Source organism: Rhizobium sp. AC44/96, from assembly GCF_001692185.1.
GTDB lineage: Bacteria > Pseudomonadota > Alphaproteobacteria > Rhizobiales > Rhizobiaceae > Rhizobium.
This window is the reverse complement of sequence record NZ_LXKO01000039.1, coordinates 1-16,702: the sequence shown is the minus strand read 5'-3', so window position 1 is coordinate 16,702 and position 16,702 is coordinate 1. Positions and strand designations below refer to the sequence as shown.

12 protein-coding genes, 1 pseudogene and 1 riboswitch are annotated in these 16,702 nt (G+C 60.0%); of the genes and pseudogenes, 5 read left to right on the top strand and 8 right to left on the bottom strand.

The window, feature by feature from the left end; all coding sequences use genetic code 11:
* Positions 1 to 179: 179 nt before the first annotated feature.
* Complete coding sequence (locus A6U87_RS25470; protein WP_065694119.1) at positions 180 to 1,166, top strand: aldo/keto reductase; 987 nt, start codon at positions 180 to 182, stop codon at positions 1,164 to 1,166.
* Positions 1,167 to 1,219: 53 nt separating this feature from the next.
* On the opposite strand, the gene A6U87_RS25465 is transcribed toward A6U87_RS25470, so the two are convergent.
* The 6 genes from A6U87_RS25465 to clpP all read right to left on the bottom strand — a co-directional run bounded on the left by A6U87_RS25465 (position 1,220) and on the right by clpP (position 8,736).
* Entirely contained in the window at positions 1,220 to 1,822 is a 603-nt protein-coding gene (locus tag A6U87_RS25465) for an inorganic diphosphatase (RefSeq protein WP_083199678.1), read from the bottom strand.
* Positions 1,823 to 1,954: 132 nt separating this feature from the next.
* The gene (locus A6U87_RS25460; RefSeq protein WP_065694117.1) at positions 1,955 to 2,857 is read right to left on the bottom strand and encodes a DMT family transporter; all 903 of its coding nucleotides are present in this window, start codon (positions 2,855 to 2,857) and stop codon (positions 1,955 to 1,957) included.
* 89 nt (positions 2,858 to 2,946) lie between these two features.
* Positions 2,947 to 3,096, bottom strand: a riboswitch (FMN riboswitch).
* A 123-nt stretch (positions 3,097 to 3,219) separates the two neighbouring features.
* Positions 3,220 to 3,495 (bottom strand): DNA-binding protein HupB, encoded by a 276-nt coding sequence (gene hupB / locus A6U87_RS25455; protein WP_007531759.1) that lies wholly within the window; start codon positions 3,493 to 3,495, stop codon positions 3,220 to 3,222.
* A gap of 206 nt (positions 3,496 to 3,701) precedes the next feature.
* Entirely contained in the window at positions 3,702 to 6,119 is a 2,418-nt protein-coding gene (gene lon, locus A6U87_RS25450) for an endopeptidase La (RefSeq protein ID WP_065694116.1), read from the bottom strand.
* Between the two features lie 414 nt (positions 6,120 to 6,533).
* Complete coding sequence (gene clpX, locus A6U87_RS25445; protein ID WP_065694115.1) at positions 6,534 to 7,811, bottom strand: ATP-dependent Clp protease ATP-binding subunit ClpX; 1,278 nt, start codon at positions 7,809 to 7,811, stop codon at positions 6,534 to 6,536.
* Positions 7,812 to 8,106: 295 nt separating this feature from the next.
* Complete coding sequence (gene clpP, locus A6U87_RS25440) at positions 8,107 to 8,736, bottom strand: ATP-dependent Clp endopeptidase proteolytic subunit ClpP (protein ID WP_065694114.1); 630 nt, start codon at positions 8,734 to 8,736, stop codon at positions 8,107 to 8,109.
* Positions 8,737 to 9,119: 383 nt separating this feature from the next.
* On the opposite strand from clpP, the gene A6U87_RS25435 reads away from it, so the two are divergent.
* Together A6U87_RS25435 and A6U87_RS25430 are read left to right on the top strand one after the other, a co-directional pair.
* Complete coding sequence (locus A6U87_RS25435; protein ID WP_244499570.1) at positions 9,120 to 10,370, top strand: GGDEF domain-containing protein; 1,251 nt, start codon at positions 9,120 to 9,122, stop codon at positions 10,368 to 10,370.
* Positions 10,371 to 10,419: 49 nt separating this feature from the next.
* Positions 10,420 to 11,673, top strand: coding sequence for a cytochrome P450 (locus tag A6U87_RS25430; protein ID WP_065694112.1), 1,254 nt, complete (start codon positions 10,420 to 10,422; stop codon positions 11,671 to 11,673).
* 92 nt (positions 11,674 to 11,765) lie between these two features.
* Here the strand turns inward: A6U87_RS25430 and A6U87_RS25425 are convergent, their stop codons facing one another.
* The gene (locus A6U87_RS25425; RefSeq protein ID WP_198928764.1) at positions 11,766 to 13,100 is read right to left on the bottom strand and encodes a dicarboxylate/amino acid:cation symporter; all 1,335 of its coding nucleotides are present in this window, start codon (positions 13,098 to 13,100) and stop codon (positions 11,766 to 11,768) included.
* 237 nt (positions 13,101 to 13,337) lie between these two features.
* Between A6U87_RS25425 and A6U87_RS25420 the strand changes: the two genes are divergently transcribed.
* On the top strand, positions 13,338 to 15,200 hold the full coding sequence (locus A6U87_RS25420) for an ATP-binding protein (RefSeq protein WP_065694110.1): 1,863 nt from the start codon (positions 13,338 to 13,340) through the stop codon (positions 15,198 to 15,200).
* Entirely contained in the window at positions 15,197 to 16,561 is a 1,365-nt protein-coding gene (locus A6U87_RS25415) for a sigma-54 dependent transcriptional regulator (RefSeq protein WP_065694109.1), read from the top strand. Before A6U87_RS25420 ends, A6U87_RS25415 begins: the two co-directional genes overlap by 4 nt.
* 29 nt (positions 16,562 to 16,590) lie before the next feature.
* On the opposite strand, the pseudogene A6U87_RS30255 reads toward A6U87_RS25415, so the two are convergent.
* Positions 16,591 to 16,702: pseudogene (locus tag A6U87_RS30255) on the bottom strand (IS630 family transposase); the annotation flags it as partial.

The following is a 16,702-nucleotide window of genomic DNA, read 5'->3' as shown; positions in this document are numbered from 1 at the left end:
CGTCCGATCGTAGGATATAGATCGCCACCGTCCAAGGGACAGGACGCCTGGGACGGCCAAGGCTCTCCATAAAATAGATGCGACGCGACCCGCTGGCCGCCCTATCTTCTGCCCCGACGCTTGCCCCCTGCCCGGCTCGCTGCTAGTGCCGGGAACACTTGATCACGTGGAGGATTTTCATGAAGCAACATTCATTCGGCCATCTGCCCCATACTGTCACCAACATCGGTTTTGGCGCATGGCAGATCGGCGGCGCCTGGGGCGATGTCACGGAAGCGGACGGACGCGCAGCGCTCAACGCCGCCCTCGATGCCGGCATGACCTTCATCGACACGGCAGACGTCTATGGTGACGGGCGTTCGGAAAAGATCATCGCCGATGTGCTTGAAAGCCGTGGCGGCGAGCGCCCGATGGTGGCGACCAAAGCCGGTCGCCGGCTCAATCCGCATATGGCCGATGGCTACACCAAGGCCAACCTCGAAGGCTTCATCGATCGCAGCCTCAGGAACCTGCGCGTCGACAGTCTGGATCTGGTTCAGCTGCACTGCCCGCCGACAGAGGTCCTTTATCGTCCCGAAGTCTTCGAAGGGCTGAACGAACTGCAGAAGGCCGGCAAGATCCGGGGCTACGGCGTCAGCGTTGAAAAGGTCGAGGAAGCGTTGAAGGCGATCGAATATCCCGGCGTCGTCAGCATCCAGATCATCTACAATATCTTCCGCCAGCGACCGGATCATCTGTTCTTCCAGGAAGCGCGCCGCAAGAACATCGCCGTCATCGCCCGCGTGCCGCTGGCAAGCGGCCTTCTCTCCGGCAAGATCAACCGGGAAACGACGTTCGCGAGCGACGACCACCGCAACTTCAACCGTCACGGCGAAGCCTTCGACGTCGGCGAAACGTTTGCCGGTGTGCCTTTCGAGGTTGGCCTTCAAGCCGTCGAGGAAGTGCGCAAGCTGGTTCCGGCCGGCGCCTCCATGGCCGCATTCGCGCTTCGCTGGATCCTGATGAGCGACGCCGTCACCGTCGTGATCCCCGGCGCTCGCAATGCCGAGCAGGCCAAAGCCAACGCGGCCGCGGCCAGCCTTGCGCCGCTTTCGCAGGACGTCATGGATGCCACCCGCGAGATCTACGAGCGGCTGATCGGGCCGCACGTGCATCAGCGCTGGTAGATACAAAAATGGCCGGGCAAAACCCGGCCATTTCTTTGAGAGTGCGGCTCGAATTACTTCTTGTCGGCATAGGCCTTGATGGCGGTGGCGACTTCCGACTGCGCCTTCTCGGCATTTTCAAAGCCGTTCAGCTCGACGACCTTGCGCTTTGCCGGAAGCTGCTTGTAGACGCGGAAGAAGGCCTGCAGGCGCTCCTGCTCGATCTCCGGAAGATCGGTGATTTCCTTGACCTTGTCGTAGGTCGGATCGATGTCGGTCGTCGGCACGGCAACAATCTTGTCGTCGACCTCGCCACCGTCGATCATCTTCAGCACACCGATCGCGCGCACCCGGATGATTGCGCCGGGAGCGACCGGTTCGCGTGTGTAGACGATCGCGTCGAGCGGATCACCGTCACCGCCGAGCGAGCTGGTGATCGAGCCATAGTTGGCCGGATAGGCCACCGGCATCGACTGGAAGCGGTCAACGACGATGTGGCCGGTATCGGCGTCGATCTCGTACTTGATGATGCTTCCCTGCGGGATCTCGATCGCCGTGAAGAACTCCTTGCTGTCATCCTTCGGCTGCGGAAAATCGAGATAGGAAACATAGTCTGCAGCGGCTGCGATACCTGCGGTCAAAAGCAAGGCTGCTGCGGTGGAAAAAATCGTCTTCACTATGGATACCCCCATTGGCGCTATAAGAAACGCACTCCGCCTAGGGGGGTGAGATCACAACGATATGACATTTCTGTCGGCTTCTGGAACGGGCGATAACATATGCGTGACCGCCCGCTGGTCAGCTGTGGATCAGCCGCCTGCCCGCTCCCGCTTCATTTCATTTTGCATGATGAAGATAGAGGCGCCGAGGATCAGGAAAGCACCGAGCCAGAGGTAGCCCGCCGGCGCGTAACCGAAGAACAGCCAGCCGGCCAGTACGTTCAGGGGCAGCTTGAGATCATCGAACGGCTGCACGTAAGTGGCGTCGGCCACGGTGTAGGCGAGCGTCAGGAAATACTGCGCCATGACGGTCAACAGGCCAGCCAGAACGAAGAGCACGAGGGTCATGCCGGTCGGGATGGCGAAATCCGCGGCAAGCGCCAGGCCACCATTGATCGGCGTCAGCAAGACCAGCAGCCAGACGGTGATCGTCTCTGGGCGCTCGATCCCGGTGAGGCTCTTGGTGATCAGGGACGAGGCTCCCCACAGCAACGCGGAGAGTATCGGCAGCAGGGCAGCCCAGGTAAAGGCATCCGACCACGGCTGCAGGATGATCATCGCGCCTATGAAACCGACTGCGGTCGCTGCCCAACGGGCGGTTCCAACACGTTCGCCAAGAAACAGCCGGGCGCCGAGGATGATGAAGAAGGGAGACGTCATCACGAGTGCGATCGCCTGCCAGATCGGGACAGACGCGAGCCCCGCAACCCAGGCCAGCACGCCGAAGGAGGCCAGGGCAACGCGAACGGCGTGGCGCCAGGGGTAACTGGTCCGCATGGCGGAAAGGCCGACCTTTTTCAGGAACGGCAGGGAGAACAGCAAAGCGAATGCATATTGCCAGAAAGCGGCTGATGCGGAGGGAAACGCCAGCTTCATCGTCAGCCACTGCGTGATGACGTTGAGGATCGCGAAAGCGATCCCTGCAAGTACCATCCAGCCGGCGCCGGCAAGCGCGCGCGACTTGGAAGCGGTCAATGGGGAAGTCTGATTCATGTCATTCATCCGAAACAAGGGACCAACACAAATCAGGACGCATGAGCGCCGATATCACGCGTCGGCATCGGCCTTCGCGATCAAACGACGTTCATTCTCTTTCATCCGGACTATGACCGTCGGCTCCGGAATTGCACCGGATCTGCTGACCCTTTCCGACGTGGCCGGAAAAGCGCTCGCGGGCTCAAGCAAATGCTCTTACCGCCGGTGGGGACTTTCACCCCGCCCTGAGAACACCAATGGCGTAAAACAAAGTCGCAAGATCAGCAAGGTCATAAAAACGCGAAAAGGGTCCAGCTTGCGCCGAACCCTCTAAAACCTGTGCCGCCGGCCTCGTTGTCCGGCAGCCAAGTCAAATCCAATCAGCCGTTGACGGCATCCTTCAGGCCCTTGCCGGGCGTGAACTTCGGCACGTTGCGAGCCGGGATATCGACTTCAGCGCCGGTGGACGGGTTGCGGCCCTTGGTGGCTGCGCGATGGGAAACGGTGAAGCTACCGAAACCAGCGAGGCGAACGTCGCCCTTGCCCTTGAGTTCAGCCTGGACAACTTCGAAAACTGCGTCAACTGCGGAAGCAGCATCGGTCTTCGAGAGTCCTGCCTTTTCGGCAACTGCGGACACGAGTTCATTCTTGTTCATGTTTCCACCCCTTTCTAAATGGTTCGAAACGACTCAAATCTATAAGCTGGCACAGAATAAGGTTCATCAGGCCCGCCGCACCCCAAAGACCCTGCAAATCAAGGAAATGCAAGCGTCTACACATGGTTTTCACAAAAAAAGGCTGGCGAAAACGCCAGCCTTTTCAGGGTTTTTAAGCAATTGGGCACGAATGTGGCAAACAAGGCTCAGTGAGCTATGGTTGCGCCAGTTTCATCGAGCCCTTCGACCGTCGCGATGACCGGCGTTTCGACTGTTCCATCCCACTCGATCGGCTCCGGCCTGCGGACCAGAGCATGCTTGATCACCTCGCCCATGCGGGACACGGGGATGATCTCCATGTTGTTCTTCACGTTATCCGGAATCTCCGCCAAGTCCTTGGCGTTCTCTTCCGGGATCAGCACCTTCTTGATGCCGCCGCGAAGCGCTGCAAGCAGCTTTTCCTTGAGACCACCGATCGGCAGTACGCGACCACGCAGGGTGATTTCACCTGTCATTGCCACGTTCTTGTCGACCGGAATACCGGTCATGATCGAGACGATCGCGGTTGCCATGGCAACGCCGGCCGACGGACCATCCTTCGGCGTCGCACCTTCCGGCACGTGCACGTGGATGTCGCTCTTATCGAAGCGCGGCGGCTCGATGCCGAAATCGACAGCTCTGCTGCGGACGTAAGATGCGGCCGCCGAAATCGATTCCTTCATCACTTCCTTCAGGTTGCCGGTGACGGTCATGCGACCCTTGCCCGGCATCATGACGCCTTCGATCGTCAGCAGTTCGCCGCCGACTTCCGTCCAGGCCAGACCGGTAACGACGCCGACCTGATCCTCGCGTTCGGCTTCGCCGTGGCGGAAGCGCGGAACGCCCAGGTAGTCGTCGATGTTTTCGGCCGTCACATGAACGGACTTCGTCTTGCCCTTGATGATCTCGGTGACCGCCTTGCGGGCGAGCTTCATCAATTCGCGTTCGAAGTTACGGACACCGGCTTCGCGGGTGTACTGCTGGCTGATCGCCATCAGGGCATCGTCCGAAACCGAGAATTCATTCGGCTGCAGCGCATGTTCCTTGATGGCCTTCGGCAGCAGGTGCCGCTTGGCGATTTCGCGCTTTTCGTCTTCGGTGTAGCCGGCGATACGGATGACTTCCATGCGGTCCATCAGAGGCGCAGGGATGTTCAGCGTGTTCGCCGTCGTGATGAACATCACGTCCGACAGATCGTATTCGACCTCAAGGTAGTGGTCCATGAAGGTCGAGTTCTGAGCCGGATCCAGCACCTCGAGCAGAGCCGATGACGGATCACCGCGGAAATCCTGGCCCATCTTGTCGATTTCATCGAGCAGGAAGAGCGGGTTGGACTTCTTCGCCTTCTTCATCGACTGGATGACCTTGCCAGGCATCGAACCGATATAGGTGCGGCGGTGACCGCGGATTTCAGCTTCGTCACGAACGCCACCGAGCGCCATGCGAACATACTCACGGCCGGTCGCCTTGGCGATCGACTGGGCGAGCGAGGTCTTGCCGACACCCGGAGGGCCAACGAGGCACAGGATCGGCCCCTTGATCTTCGTCGCACGAGCCTGAACAGCCAGATACTCGACGATGCGCTCCTTGACCTTGTCTAGACCGAAGTGATCGGCTTCGAGGATCTTTTCGGCGTTGTTGAGATCCGACTTGATCTTCGACTTCTTGCCCCACGGAATGCCGAGCAGCCAATCGAGATAGTTGCGGACAACAGTCGCCTCAGCCGACATCGGGCTCATCTGCCGCAGCTTCTTCAGCTCGGCATCGGCCTTTTCGCGGGCTTCCTTCGACAGCTTGGTCTTGGAAATGCGCTCTTCCAGTTCGGCCATCTCGTCGCGGCCTTCTTCGCCGTCGCCGAGCTCCTTCTGGATCGCCTTCATCTGTTCGTTCAGGTAGTACTCGCGCTGGGTCTTCTCCATCTGGCGCTTGACGCGCGAGCGGATGCGCTTCTCGACCTGAAGGACCGAGATCTCACCTTCCATGAAACCGAGCGCCTTTTCGAGGCGAGCCTTGACGCTGGTGGTTTCCAGCATCTCCTGCTTCTCGGTGATCTTGATCGACAGGTGCGAGGCAACCGTATCGGCCAGCTTCGAATAGTCGTCGATCTGGCTGGCGGCGCCAACGACCTCCGGAGAGATCTTCTTGTTGAGCTTCACGTAGCTCTCGAACTCGGAGACGACCGAGCGGCTGAGCGCTTCGAGCTCGACCGGATCGTCATGCGGTTCTTCGAGAACATGGCCGAGCGCCTCGTAGAAGTCCTCACGGTCGGTGTAGGTATCGATCTCGGCGCGGGCGCGCCCTTCGACCAGCACCTTCACGGTACCATCGGGAAGCTTCAGCAGCTGCAAGACATTGGCGACAGTGCCGACGTTATGAATGGCCGACGGCTCCGGATCGTCATCGCTCGCATTGATCTGCGTTACGAGCATGATCTGCTTGTCGGAACCCATGACCTCTTCAAGCGCGCGGATCGACTTTTCACGACCAACGAACAGCGGCACGATCATATGCGGAAAAACCACGATGTCGCGCAGAGGCAAAACCGGATATGGGGTGCTGCTCGCAGCTGACGTTTTCTTCGTCATTTTATTTCCTTTCCATCGTCCCGTTGCCGGGCTCTTCTGGCACGGCCGCTTGGACCGGCCGCACTCTCACTTGAGACACAAGTGGAGGTTCTGACTACGCTTTTCAAGCAGTGCCATGGCCCGCGTCCCCCTGGACATGACAGCTATGCTACAACGGAACACCTGCACTATGGCGCGCTACGCTGGACCGGCGCTGACCACTTCCGAACCGACTAAAATACAAAGTCGAAACACACCAACGGAATCATTCCATAATTGCCAAGGGCGCGTGAATTCGCAACGGCAACGGAGGTGGTTTCGGACTTCATAAGCAAGATTTATCAGTGCCGTGCATGGTTTTTCAAATAGAAAGGGGCCTGCCGACGGCAAGCCCCTAAAAATCACGCTTCGTATCGTAAAGACATCGATAAGGCGTTAGGCCGATGCGTTCGCCTTTTCGTCCTGACGATCCGCGTAGATGTACAGCGGACGGGCTGAGCCGCGTACGACCTCGTCGGAAATCACGACCTCGCGTACACCTTCCAGGGTCGGAAGCTCGAACATCGTGTCGAGCAGGATCTTTTCCATGATCGAACGAAGGCCGCGGGCGCCGGTCTTGCGGGTGATCGCCTTGCGGGCGATTTCGCGAAGAGCGTCCTCGTGGAAGGTCAGTTCCACGTCTTCCATCTCGAACAGGCGCTGATACTGCTTGATGAGCGCGTTCTTCGGTTCCGACAGGATCTGGATCAGCGCGTCTTCGTCGAGGTCTTCGAGCGTTGCCAGAACCGGCAGACGACCGATGAATTCCGGGATGAGGCCGAACTTGACCAGATCTTCCGGCTCAAGCTCGCGCAGTACTTCGCCAACGCGGCGATCGTCCTGAGCCTTCACCGTCGCGCCGAAGCCGATCGAGGTCTTCTCGCCGCGAGCGGAGATGATCTTGTCGAGACCAGCAAACGCACCGCCGCAGATGAACAGGATGTTCGTCGTGTCGACCTGCAGGAATTCCTGCTGCGGATGCTTGCGGCCGCCCTGCGGCGGTACCGAGGCAACGGTGCCTTCCATGATCTTCAGAAGCGCCTGCTGGACACCCTCGCCCGACACGTCGCGGGTGATCGAAGGATTGTCCGACTTGCGCGAGATCTTGTCGACTTCGTCGATGTAGACGATGCCGCGCTGCGCACGCTCGACGTTGTAGTCAGCAGCCTGGAGAAGCTTCAGGATGATGTTTTCGACGTCTTCACCGACGTAGCCGGCTTCCGTCAGCGTCGTTGCATCAGCCATCGTGAAGGGAACGTCGATGATGCGAGCGAGCGTCTGGGCCAGATAGGTCTTGCCGCAACCGGTCGGACCGACCAGCATGATGTTCGACTTCGCCAGTTCGACTTCGCCGTTCTTCGACGCATGTGCGAGGCGCTTGTAATGGTTGTGAACGGCAACCGACAGGATCTTCTTCGCCTGGCGCTGACCGATGACGTATTCGTCGAGAACCTTGATGATGTCCTGGGGCGTGGGAACGCCGTCGCGGGACTTAACCATCGAGGACTTGTTCTCTTCGCGAATGATGTCCATGCACAATTCGACGCATTCATCGCAGATGAAAACTGTCGGCCCGGCAATAAGCTTCCGGACTTCGTGCTGGCTCTTTCCGCAGAACGAACAATAGAGGGTGTTTTTGGAGTCGCCGCCGTTGCTGCCGCTGACCTTGCTCATATCACTTTCCTTCCAGCACGCCGCATTTCAAGGTGAAATGACGGTCCACTCATTGGCCTACTCCACTCTTGGAGTTCCAGCCGGCCAGGGCCGTTAAGGGGTACGAACCGGGTCCAAGCTATGCTGTCCTGGTTCCGGTGGCAACGAATTCCCCTTCGAATGCCGAATGCTATGTCATAAAAATTCAACATAGCATTAATACTTGAGATTGCCTCACCCGCCACCGGGTTTATTCCTTTGTTCGATCACAAATGAGATAGAACTGTGGCGGATAAAACACCATCCCTAGTTCTCACTAGGCCGCGTCGCCTTCGATTTCTGCGCGCGACGTCAGAACCTTGTCGATAACGCCCCAGTCGCGAGCTTCCGTCGCATCCATGAAATGGTCGCGATCGAGCGTCTTTTCAACTTCGTCGTACGTGCGGCCGGTATGCTTGACGTACACTTCGTTGAGGCGGCGCTTCATCTTGAGGATATCGCGCGCATGACGCTCGATGTCCGACGCCTGACCCTGAAAGCCACCGGACGGCTGGTGAACCATGATGCGGGAGTTCGGTGTAGCGAAGCGCATGTCCTTGTCGCCAGCCGCCAGAAGCAGCGATCCCATGGACGCGGCCTGACCGATGCAGAGCGTCGAAACGGCCGGCTTGATGAACTGCATGGTGTCATAGATCGCCATGCCTGCGGTCACGACGCCGCCCGGAGAATTGATATAAAGCGCGATTTCCTTCTTCGGGTTTTCGGCCTCGAGGAAGAGAAGCTGGGCGCAAACGAGCGTCGCCATGTGATCCTCGACAGGACCCGTCAGGAAGATGATACGTTCCTTGAGCAGGCGCGAATAGATGTCGTAGGAGCGTTCACCGCGATTGGTCTGTTCCACAACCATCGGCACGAGGGCCATAGCGGTATCGACTGGGTTTCTCATGTGCGTCCTTTGTCAACGTCTTTCCGGCCCGACGCCGGGAATCAAAGAAAATGCCTTCTCCCTACATAGAACTTCCCTACCCTTCTCTTCAAGACGCGCCAGCGGATAACGTTAAGAGGGCGGGCATCCATGTGGAATCACTTGGGTCTGCTGGCGAGCGTATTGTTCGAAACTGTCGACAATAGCGATCCGCCGTCGTGCTGCCGCACAGCTTTTCTCTGCAGCAAGATGAAGGAATGCTAAATCCTGCCCACCAAGCGTGCGGCGTTTACCTCACGGAAAGCCTATCGCCGGATAAATGGCGCCGGCCATCGACGGGCAGCGGGCGATTAAGGAAGTCACCAGTAACTTCGGCGAGTATGCGGCCAACAAGAGGTATTGCCGTGTTCAATGTTACAACGGGTCTGGCCATCTGGTGCTCAGAGGCCATGACGCTCGCCCTGGTGGCCTTCATGGCCTGGCGCCATGATGTCCGCAACAAATCCTATCTCTACTGGGGTTATGGCTTTCTGCTCAGCGCCATCGGTTTCGCGATGGTGGCATTGCGCGGCCACATTGCCGACTTCCTGTCGATCGAGCTCGGCAACGCGATTGCCTTGACCGGCCAGAGCGCGTGGGCGGCAGGCTACCTCGCGCTCGACAAGCGGAAGATGGAGTGGTGGATCTTCCTCCCTCCTCTCATATGGGTCGCGGGTATCTTCCTGCCCTGGGTGAACGAGGATTACCCCAACCGCGTCATTCTTTACAATCTTGCTTCCGCGGCGGGTGCCACTTCGCTCCTCATGGCTATAAACGCGCCAAATCTCAAAGCTGAGCCTACACGTGCCAAACTGGCGGTTCTTTTCTTCGCTCAGAGTGGCCTCTGCTTCAGTACAGCCGTGATAATGGCCGTTGCCTCGCCCACGGATGTGCAGGCAGCGAATTACGCCGGCGCGGCCGCCATGGGGACGGGATTCCTTCTGACGCTTGCCTGCGCCCTTACCGCGCGGGTCATCATGGAGCGTTCCGAGCGCCAATTGCGGCTGCTCAGCCTGACCGACACACTGACGGGCGTGCTCAACCGACGCGGTCTGTTCGGGCAATTCGACCCGATCAGCTTGCGCGCCTTCGAACAAGGGCGGCAGGTTGCGGTGTTGCTGTTCGACCTCGACAACTTCAAGCGCATCAACGATCGGTTCGGGCACCAAGCGGGTGACGTCGTTCTTACGGCGTTTGCTCGTATGACACGCCAATATGTACCAACGGGCGCGTTCGGACGCATGGGCGGCGAAGAGTTCGCTGCGTTCGCAAGTGTCGGCGATCAGACGGAAGCCGAAGCACTCGCCGAAGCAATCCGCACAGAGTTCTGCCGCGCTCCCATCAGCACCGGAGACGCGATCATTCCCGCCACCGTCAGTATTGGCGTGGCGATCGCACCGCCGGTGGAAGCGAACATGGACAAACTGGTTTCCGCTGCCGATCGGGCGTTGTACGCGGCCAAGGGTGCCGGGCGAAACTGCACCGTGATCTTCGGAGAGACGGAAGCGGCCGCACCTGCGCCGGTAGAGCCGGATCACCGGCGCGGTGAGCTTGTCCCGACCGTCGACGACCAAGTCCACGCGCTTCGCCGGGTCGGATCGCTTTCCAGAGGTTGAACGGCGCGCGCTCTTTTCGAGGCTCGGCAAATCCGCTAAGCCTCGAAACATGATGATACCGCCTTTTATTTCGATCGATCCCGCCACTCGCCGCGTCTCTCTCGACGCCAGCAATCCAGCCTTCTACGGCAACCCCAACGCCGCCTACGCGGCGTTGCACGCTCATTGTCCGACCTTCTATTGGGAAGAGCAGAAGCAATGGTTCTTCACTGGCTACGACCATGTGAACGCCCTGTTGCGCGACCGCCGCTTCGGCCGTCAGATCCTGCATATCGCGAGCCGCGAAGAACTCGGCCTGCCCGAACCCGATCAGCACGTCGCAAACTTCGACCTCGCCGAACGCTTCTCCCTGCTCGAGCTTGAGCCGCCTGAACACACGCGGCTAAGAACGCTCGTCAATCGCGCCTTCGTCTCCCGCCACGTCGAGAAAATGAAACCCGAGCTTGCCGAGCTGGCCAACCGGCTGATCGACACATTCGAGAAGACTGGCGAAGTCGAGCTACTTTCGGCCTTCGCCGACATCATTCCGGTCACGATGATCGCCCGCATGATCGGCATCCCGGAAGAGATGGGGCCGCAACTGCTGAAATGGTCACACGCCTACATCCGCATGTACCTCTTCGGCCGGACGCGTGCCGACGAGGACGGCGCCGACAAGGCGGCCAAGGAATTCTCGGATTACGTGAAAACCGTGATCGCGGAACGGCGCGCCAATCCGCAGGACGACCTGCTGACGCACATGATCCACACCGAGCACAAGGGCCAGTACCTCACCGAGGACGAACTCGTGTCGACGACGATCGTTCTGTTGAACGCCGGGCACGAAGCGACGGTCCACCAGATCGGCAACTCCGTCCGCATGATCCTCGATAGCGGCTTAGATCCCGCAGCACTCTTCAAGGACGAAGCGACGACCGAACGGACGGTGGAAGAAACGCTGCGCATCTGTGCGCCCGTCCACATTTTCCAGCGCTGGGCGCTTGAGCCTGTCGAAATCGACGGCATTTCCTTCAGGCGCGGAGACAAGGTCAGCCTGATCCTGGCGGCGGCGAATCTCGACCCTGCGAAGTTCACTGACCCGCTGACGTTCGCGCCTGGTCGCAACGAGGCGCCCAACCTGTCGTTCGGCGCGGGCATCCACTTCTGCATCGGGGCACCGCTTGCACGCCTGGAGCTCAATGTCGTGCTGCCGATCCTGTTCGAACGCCTGCCCGGCCTGAAGATCGCCAAGACGCCAAAGGTGAAGGACGTCTATCACTTCCATGGCCTGGACCGGCTCGACCTCAGCTGGCCGACCAAATAAAACGACCGCACTCCCGTTTCGGGAGTGCGGTCATCCGCCTTGGGAGGCACAGCTGCCGCGGTGACGGCAGGCTGTTCGTTGGTACGTTTGCCTTATTCGGCCGCCTGCAGCACCGGAACCGGCTGATCGAGCTCTTCCGGCAGCTGGCCAGCCATGGCGGCAGCGAATTTTTCGCGGTCGAGTTCATTTTCCCAGCGGGCAACAACAACGGTAGCAACCGCATTGCCGACGAAGTTGGTCAATGCGCGGCATTCCGACATGAAGCGGTCAATGCCAAGGATCAGAGCCATGCCCGCGACCGGAACCGAGGGAACGACCGACAGCGTCGCCGCCAGCGTAATGAAGCCGGCGCCGGTGATACCGGCAGCGCCTTTGGAACTCAGCATCGCTACCGCCAGCAGCAGGATCTGATCGCCGAGCGACAGGTGAATGTCCGTTGCCTGGGCGATGAAGAGCGCCGCCAGCGTCATGTAGATATTGGTGCCGTCGAGGTTGAACGAATAGCCGGTCGGGATAACGAGGCCGACGACCGAGCGCTTGCAGCCGGCGCGTTCCATCTTCTGCATCAAACCCGGCAGAGCCGCTTCTGATGACGATGTGCCAAGGACGAGCAGCAGTTCTTCCTTGATGTAGCGGATCAGCGCCAGGATCGAGAAGCCGTTATAGCGAGCGACGGCACCGAGCACGACGATCACGAAGATGATCGACGTCAGATAGAACGTGCCGATCAGCATCGCGAGATTCGCGATGGAGCCGATACCGTATTTGCCGATCGTGAATGCCATCGCACCGAACGCGCCGATCGGGGCGGCCTTCATCAGCACCGCCACCAGCTTGAACACCGGTGCGGTCAGTGCCTGTAGAAAATCGACGACCGGACGTCCGCGATCACCGACCATCGCCAGCGCGATGCCGAACAGAACCGAGAAGAACAGCACCTGCAGAATGTCGCCGTCCGCGAAGGCGCCAACGATGGTGTTCGGGATGATGTTCATGAGAAAGCCGGTGACGGTCGCGTCATGGGCCTTTTCCGTGTAGCTGGCGACAGCCTTGGCATCGAGCGTCGCCGGATCGATGTGCATCCCTGCGCCCGGCTGCACGACATTGGCAACGACAAGCCCGACGGCGAGTGCAAGCGTCGAGAAGACGAGGAAGTAGAGCATCGCCTTGCCGGCGACGCGACCGACCTTCTGCAGGTCCGACATGCCCGCAATACCCGTCGCGACGGTCAGGAAGATAACCGGCGCAATGATCATCTTCACCAGCTTGATGAAGGCATCACCGAGCGGCTTCAGCGCCGTGCCGATGTCAGGATAGAAGTGGCCGAGCAGGATGCCCGCCGCAATGGCAGCAAGAACCTGAACGTAGAGATGCCGATAAAATGGAACCTTGCCGCGCACCTGCGCGGTTGGAAGTGCTACACCCATAGTGTCCTCCATCGCGCCCCAAACCAGATCGGCCTCCCGGGGCAGTTTCGTTGATCGATCAACAGCGCGTGCTGTTTGCTGATCTTTTGCAACGCGCGTGCCAGTTCGCGGACGGGACGACAGGGCTATGATTTTAAACATTCTTTTTGATTCAACAGAGATCCAGTTGCCGGAATTAGGCGACATTCCGCACAAATTCATTTGACGGGCGTGCGAAATTACGCACAATATTTGGAGATGACCTCGCCCACCCAGATCGCGGACTTCCAACTTGTGATGAAGGCTGGCCGGCAGGCGCGGCGAAGCTGGATCGTGTTCGCCTGCCTCGCGCTCGCCCTGCTTTCGGCAGGTTTTGTCGGCGCGGAATTCTATGGGCGCCGCTCGGCGATCGAGGCACTCGAAAACCAGAGCCGCAGCGATGCCGGGCTGAAGGTCGCGTTGTTGAATGCCGTGCTTGAGCGGCCTCGCGCGCTGCCTTTCCTGCTGGCGGAGGATCAGCAGGTTCTGGACGCGCTGTCATCGTCCAAGCCCGACGCCGTCGACATCTTGAACCGCAAGCTGGAACGGCTCGTGTCAGGCACGCAGGCTGCCGTCCTCTACGTCATCGGCACGGACGGCATCGCCATCGCCTCGAGCAACTGGCGGGAGCCGGTCAGTTTCGTTGGAAACGACTACACCTTTCGCGACTATTACCAGCGAGCGATGGAACAGGGCACGGCCGAGCATTTTGCACTCGGCAGCGTCAGCAAGCGACCCGGGCTTTATATCTCGCGCCGTGTCGGCAACGAGACGAAGCCGCTCGGTGTCGTGGTCGTCAAGCTGGAGTTCGACCGGCTCGAGGATGACTGGCGCGACGCACGGCGACCCGTCTACGTCACCGATGACCACGGGGTCGTTCTCATCACCAGCATCCCATCGTGGCGCTTCATGACGGCGACGCCCATCCCGCAGGAAGACCTTACATCCATTCGCAACAGCCTCCAGTTCGGCGACGCGCCGCTGACGCCGCTGCCGATCATGCGTCCGCGAAACATCGATGCAGAGACCGCACTGGTTTCCGCTGTTCTTCCCGGCAGCGGCGAGGCGGAATATTTGCGGCTTTTCGCGGCGGTGCCGACGACGCCCTGGCGACTTGAATATCTTGTCCCTACCGCAGCGCCGATTGCATCGGCGGTGAGAGAGGCGCGACTTCTGACACTCGCCGTACTCCTTCCCATTCTTGCAGTGGCCGCTTTTCTTCTGCGACGACGGCAGGTCGCGACAATGACGATCGCGGTGGAACAGGCGATGCGTGAAGAGCTGGAGCGACGCGTGGAGGAGCGGACCGTCGATCTCAGCCGCGCACGCGACCGCCTTCAGGCGGAGATTTCCGATCACCGGGACACGGAGGCTCGATTGCAGGGTGTGCAACAGGACCTCGTGCAGGCAAACCGCCTCGCCATCCTGGGACAGGTTGCGGCAGGCGTCGCCCACGAGATCAACCAGCCCGTCGCCACTATCCGCGCCTATGCCGACAATGCACGCGTTTTCCTCGACCGGAAGCAGACGGAGCCGGTTCAGGAGAATCTGGAAGCGATCGCGGCTCTGACGGAGCGCATCGGCACGATCACCGAGGAGCTGAAGGCCTTCGCACGCAAGGGCCGGACGGCGCCGGAACCAGTCATCCTGCGGGATGTCATCGCCGGAGCCGTTGTCCTGTTGAAGAGCCGCTTTTCTGGCCAGCTGGATGCGCTTGTGGTTCAGCCGGCACCGTCCGGCCTACGCGTTCTCGGCAACCGGGTCCGGCTAGAGCAGATCCTCATCAATCTTCTCCAGAATGCGCTGGAAGCTCTCGATGGCCGCATCGGCGGCAAGGTGGAGATTTCGGTCGCGGAAACCCCGGCGGAGGTCGCGATCACCGTTGCCGATAATGGCCCCGGGATACCGCCTGAAATTCTGAACTCGCTTTTCACTCCGTTCAACACCTCGAAGGAAAAAGGCCTGGGGCTCGGCCTTGTGATCGCCAAGGACATCGTCGCCGACTATGGCGGGCGCATCGATGTCTCAAGCAGTGCCGATGGCACCAAGTTTACAGTTCATCTCGTGAAGGTGACATCATGACCGACGCAGCACCGATCTATCTTGTCGACGACGACAAGGATCTCCTTCGGGCGACCAAGCAAACGCTGGAGCTTGCCGGGTTCAGCGTCTCCGCGTTTTCCGTAGCGAGCGATGCGCTGGCGGTGCTCGATGCCGATTTCTCCGGGATCGTTGTCTCTGATATCAGGATGCCGCAAATAGACGGGCTGGAACTTTTCAACCGCGTGCGGCATCGGGATGCCGATCTGCCTGTCATCCTGATGACCGGCCATGGCGACATCCCCATGGCGGTGAAGGCCATTCAGGACGGCGTCTACGACTTCATCACCAAGCCGTTTCCGGCCGACCGCCTGGTGCAGAGCGTTCGCCGGGCCGTCGAGAAACGCCGGCTGATCCTGGAAAACCGCGCCCTGCGCAAAGCCAGCGAGCAAGTCCGCGACGATCTCCCCCTGATCGGCCAGACGCCGGCGATGGAGCGGTTGCGCCGAACGCTGCGCCAGATCGCGGATACGGACGTCGATGTTCTTGTCACGGGGGAAACCGGCAGCGGCAAGGAGGTTGTTGCCAGCCTCCTGCATCAATGGAGCCGCCGGGCAGCTGGCAATTTCGTTGCGCTCAACTGCGGCGCCCTACCCGAGACAGTTATCGAAAGCGAACTCTTCGGGCATGAGGCGGGCGCCTTCACGGGCGCGCAGAAGAAGCGCATCGGCCGCATCGAGCATTCGAGTGGCGGCACGCTGTTTCTTGACGAAATCGAGAGCATGCCGCCATCGACGCAAGTGCAGATGCTGCGCGTGCTTGAGATGCGCGAGGTCACACCTCTCGGCACGAATGAAGTCAGGCCCGTGGACCTTCGTGTCGTCGCCGCCGCGAAGATCGATCTTGGGGACCCCAAGGAGCGAGGCAGCTTTCGAGAGGATCTGTACTACCGGCTGAATGTCGTGACGATCTCCATTCCGCCGTTGAGGGAGCGGCGTGACGATATCCCGCTTCTCTTCGGTTATTTTGCCGAGCGAGCCGCGAAGCGGTTCAAACGCGATGTGCCGACAGCGTCAGCAGCGGTCCATCGCCATCTGCGGGATCACAACTGGCCGGGCAACGTGCGCGAACTTTCTCACTTTGCCGAACGTTTCGTGCTTGGGGTAGAGCAGGCCGCGGGGGGCACGGTCCGCGCGGCAGCGGTGGAGGACGGCCCCCTGCCACTCCCCGATCGCATGGAGCGATATGAGGCCGGCATCATCCGCGAGACTCTCGACGCCAACGGAGGCGACGTGAGGCGGACGATTGCCGACCTCGGCATTCCGCGTAAGACCTTTTACGACAAGCTGCAGCGGCACGGCATTGTCCGGGCCGACTTTGTTCAATCCGGTGGTGGCGAGTGAAGGCCCGCCTGCACTAGAGCGGGATTGTTTTAAGTCCGTTCATATCCAGCCTCGCTGAAGTGGTTTTGACACTCCTGCGGGGTGACTGTTTGGAGGATGATTGCGAGTGCGTCGGAGACGGCGTTTCTGGTTCTGGCCTGC

Coding starts and splice junctions, on each gene's coding strand:
- A6U87_RS25470 (WP_065694119.1), top strand. CDS start 180: ATGAAGCAACATTCATTCGGCCATCTGCCCCATACTGTCACCAACATC.
- A6U87_RS25460 (WP_065694117.1), bottom strand. CDS start 2,857: ATGAATCAGACTTCCCCATTGACCGCTTCCAAGTCGCGCGCGCTTGCC.
- hupB (WP_007531759.1), bottom strand. CDS start 3,495: ATGAACAAGAATGAACTCGTGTCCGCAGTTGCCGAAAAGGCAGGACTC.
- lon (WP_065694116.1), bottom strand. CDS start 6,119: ATGACGAAGAAAACGTCAGCTGCGAGCAGCACCCCATATCCGGTTTTG.
- clpX (WP_065694115.1), bottom strand. CDS start 7,811: ATGAGCAAGGTCAGCGGCAGCAACGGCGGCGACTCCAAAAACACCCTC.
- clpP (WP_065694114.1), bottom strand. CDS start 8,736: ATGAGAAACCCAGTCGATACCGCTATGGCCCTCGTGCCGATGGTTGTG.
- A6U87_RS25430 (WP_065694112.1), top strand. CDS start 10,420: ATGATGATACCGCCTTTTATTTCGATCGATCCCGCCACTCGCCGCGTC.
- A6U87_RS25425 (WP_198928764.1), bottom strand. CDS start 13,100: ATGGGTGTAGCACTTCCAACCGCGCAGGTGCGCGGCAAGGTTCCATTT.
- A6U87_RS25420 (WP_065694110.1), top strand. CDS start 13,338: ATGACCTCGCCCACCCAGATCGCGGACTTCCAACTTGTGATGAAGGCT.
- A6U87_RS25415 (WP_065694109.1), top strand. CDS start 15,197: ATGACCGACGCAGCACCGATCTATCTTGTCGACGACGACAAGGATCTC.